We start from the raw sequence: 3794 nt of genomic DNA, 5'->3' as shown, positions 1-3794 counted from the left end.
GATATCTTTGCTTACATCGAGGGCTTCTACAATCGAAAGCGTCGTCACTCCGCCATCGGCTATATCAGCCCGATCGAGATGGAGCTAAAAGCAGCTTAACCCTGTCCATTTTTTCGGGGGAAGATCACCTCAGAGCCGGCGATGGTGCTTTATCTCAAGGGCGGCCAGCGGAGCCTTTTCGGCCGAGTAGCTGAAAACCAAGGGGGCAGGCGGTCCGAACGACCACGTTCAGGGCGCCCCTCTCAAATGCCTAGGCAGTCGATGTCGAGCTGGTCTTTGCGAAGCTTGACCGGTTCACCCGCAAGCTGGATTGCTTCGCTCATCAGGAGCGAACTGAGCAACTCTGAGGTTCTGCAGCGGCACTCGTCAGCTGATCGACAGGTAGGCCTACTAACAGCAGAACGTTACGCTACCCCGTTGACTGTCCTACCGGACTTAACTGTCAACGAAAGGCAGCAAGCTCGCAGCAGTATCGATCGATTTGCCGCGGTCGGGCTCGTGTGAACGTGCACCCACTTAAGCCGGGCGGGAGCCGCAGAGCACGTGCACGGGCGGTCGAATGACCATTGCGCTGCGCAACCACCTGCCTCGCGAGCTTGAGAAGCGGGGGATTCTTGTTCTGACAATGGAGAAATTGATGAACACCGGACAGGCGCAGTGGAGTGCAGCTTCTTCCTCCGCGCCTTCTGAAGACGCGGACCAGGAAAGCTACGTCGGCGGCTTCAATCGTGCCGTGGCGAATTTGGTCGAAACCTTGACAGGGTATCGGACCCCAGCCTCCGCGCGCGCGCAGATCCTGGACAATTGGGTTGCCGAAGAGGGGCAGGGCGAAGCCGAGAATAGGCGACAGGGGCGCAGACGAATCAGGAATTCGGATAACACAGGTTCGCACTCGCTCGATTTGTCCTCCCTCTCGCTGACCGCTCTGCCCGCCGCACTGCCGCCAAGATTGCTGGAACTGCGCGCCAGGCACAACGAGCTAAGCAGCCTGCCCGCTATATTCCCACCCGGTCTCCAGCATCTTCTCATTAGCCATAATCGCTTGACCAGTTTGCCGGACGATCTTCCGGCAACCCTCTCTGAGCTGGAGGTCGCTGATAACAGGTTGACCAGTCTGCCGGCAAACCTCCCGGCCGGACTGCAGATCCTGAACGCAAACGACAACCGGCTAACCAGCTTACCGGACGCTCTCCCGAGCGGGCTCACCGCGCTTGCGGTCAGTGGCAATCAGCTGACCGACATCCCCGAGTCCCTCCCCTCGTGGCTCATTGAACTCAATGTCAGCGGCAATCAATTGACCAACCTCCCCGACCCTCTTCCGAGCACGCTCCAATCACTCAATGTCAGCGGTAACCGGCTGACCAACCTGCCTGAAGGTGTTCTAGAAGCTCGTGTACCGCATAATAGCCTCTACTACCCGCATCTGGAGAGCCTCGACTTCTGGGATAACCCGCTGCCGGACGATGTTCTCGCTCTGGCGCCTGAAGCGCCACCGCAGCTTGCGCAGCAATCCCTGCATGAGGCTGCCGCACACTGGCTCGCAGACGACCCGGCCGCGCTGGGCGAATGGCAGCACTTTGCGGATGAGCCCAGCGCCCAAGACTACGCACAGTTCCTGGAGAGCCTGCGAGCCACTGTGAACTACGGCAATGACGGGTTTCGGCAGGCAGTGGCTGATGATCTGCGGCAGGCGGCCGCCAATCCGACATTGCGCGAGCAGTTCTTTGCGCAGGCTTCCGAGGCCAACGCGAGCTGCGAGGATCGTGTCACCTTGCACTGGAATGGTATGCAGACCGCGCGCCTCAACGCTGACGTCGAGGACGGGGTATATGACGATCGGCTTGGCGATCTGATCCAGCGCGGCCGTGTCGCCTTCCGCTTGGAGGCGTTGGACGAGATCGCGCGCGACAGGGTCAACTCGCTCGCCAACGGCAACCCGAACGTAGACGACATCGAAGTCTACCTGGCCTATCAACATCGGCTGCGCGAGCCACTGGAGCTCAGTCATGTCGCCCCTGACATGCGCTTCCTGGCGGTCTCTCACGTAAGCGATGATGATGCGACGGAGGCGCTCAACCTGGTCCGGGGGCGGGAAGCAAGCCAGTTCACCGACTACATGGCAAGCCGCTGGCAACCCTGGGAGACGGTGCTGAGGCGCATCGCTCCGGACGAATATGCCGCGATGCGAGACCGGCTCGTCGAAGCCATGGGCGAGGAGTTTCAAACCCGCTTGGATCAGCGACTGGCCGAGCGTAGTCTTCTGGGCGATCCGGATGCCGAGCGGGTTCTCGGCGCCCAAGTCCGAAAGGAGATCGCTGGCGAGATCAAAGGCGAGGTCATGCACCGTGTGCTCGCAGAGCGCGGCCTGAAACTATGAGGCTCCCAAACCGCCGCAGAGATATTTCATTGCTCTGCGGGCGATACGTAAAGATCGATAGTGAAGCCTCACTCATCGCTGCCAAGGTGCTTTTGCACCTTGGCAAGTGCGCTGCCGTCGATCAGGGCCTTTCGGTCTTGCCGAGCGACGAAAGTTCCCGCGCGCGAGGCGACGCGCATTTGCGTCGCGTCGAAAGCCGCTTCGGGATGAGAGCTCAGTCGGTCGAAAAGTTGTTCAGGAGACCAAGGCGCGCAGCGGTGAAATTATTGGTTGCGCAGGCGCTGGCTCAGCCAACCAACTCGGTTTGACGAGGTAGCTGACTGTTCGGCAGGTTTATTTGACTTCGGGGGCTTCCCGCGAGCTCCATCGTGGCAAGCAAGTTTTCTAGTTCAAGCATGCACCGCGTTGGCAGCTTACGATGGCAAGCCGTCGTGCCGGTGAGGTCGTGCGCGCGCTCGAGCGCGGCGATCCCGAGACTGCACGAGAAACCTTTTGGTCCCTCAGTCAAAGACGAAGCCCGATTGAAGTGATCGAATCGAAGTCTGCCGGATCTTCATTGCCAACTCGGCTTGCGAGGCCCGTAAGCAAACTGCGTGCTGGATAAACTTTAAACCTATCCGAGCCCGAGAAGCGCTCACCGTTACTGCTGCGAACTCAGGACGGCCTGCACATCTTCCCGAAAAAAAAAGTTTGGATCGTTGACGCCTGAACGCGCTGGTGGCCACTGGGCGAGAATCTCGTCTTCAAGGGCGGAACGTCCCTTTCCAAGGCTTACGGCGCAGTTCGCCGGTTCCCGGACGACGTGGATCTCACATACGGCATTCGAGCAACAGCTCCGAACCTGGCGAAACACAATCGATGACAATTCGGTCCCTCAGAACTGCAGTGAAAGCAAAAATGGAACTCCAAGGCACGAGAACGCCTCCCGGTCTGCGTCGGGGAAAAGACGTTGTGCGTCATCAATGAACGCCTACAACAGGACAAGCTCACTATCAAAAATGATGCCAAGGACGACAAGATGCTCGTCACGTATGATCCATTGAGACTGGTAGCACCTATGTGAGTCCCGCCGTGATGCTTGAATTCGGCGATCCACCGGCGACCAATTTCGTCGGCTCGAACACGAGACCGGCGAAGAGGTGCGGCAAAATTGGAACGACCCCGTCCGTCGTCAGGCGGGCGCCGATGCGACGCCGGTCTCGCGCGCAGCAATATCCTGATCTCGTCAGCTTTTTGAAAGGTTGCGGCTACAACAATCGAGAATCTGAACGAGCTGCTATCTCGCCGTAATCCAGGTCGTATGGATTGCTGCAGAGTCGATACAAACATGAGGAGAGCAGGATGGATCCGGTTGACCCATTCTTCGATTCAGGAGCCTGGATGCGGGAGTACGCCGCGCTGCAGGGGCGGGCGGGGC

Annotated in this window: 3 protein-coding genes; all 3 read left to right on the top strand. The window is 59.1% G+C overall.

Features of this window, described 5'->3' with window-relative positions; all coding sequences use genetic code 11:
- A partial coding sequence (locus tag I6F36_RS39970) for an IS3 family transposase (protein ID WP_346656715.1) occupies positions 1–99 on the top strand: 99 nt, incomplete at its 5' end.
- 538 nt (positions 100–637) lie between these two features.
- Complete coding sequence (gene nopM, locus I6F36_RS38310; protein WP_225145771.1) at positions 638–2377, top strand: T3SS effector NEL-type E3 ubiquitin ligase NopM; 1740 nt, start codon at positions 638–640, stop codon at positions 2375–2377.
- A 724-nt stretch (positions 2378–3101) separates the two neighbouring features.
- On the top strand, positions 3102–3239 hold the full coding sequence (locus I6F36_RS40135) for a nucleotidyl transferase AbiEii/AbiGii toxin family protein (RefSeq protein ID WP_225145770.1): 138 nt from the start codon (positions 3102–3104) through the stop codon (positions 3237–3239).
- Positions 3240–3794: the final 555 nt, after the last annotated feature.

Origin of the sequence: Bradyrhizobium sp. BRP19 (assembly GCF_020194195.1) — a bacterium.
Classification (GTDB): domain Bacteria; phylum Pseudomonadota; class Alphaproteobacteria; order Rhizobiales; family Xanthobacteraceae; genus Bradyrhizobium; species Bradyrhizobium yuanmingense.
Note: the sequence above shows the minus strand (reverse complement) of the source record. Positions and strands in the feature narration are given on the sequence as shown.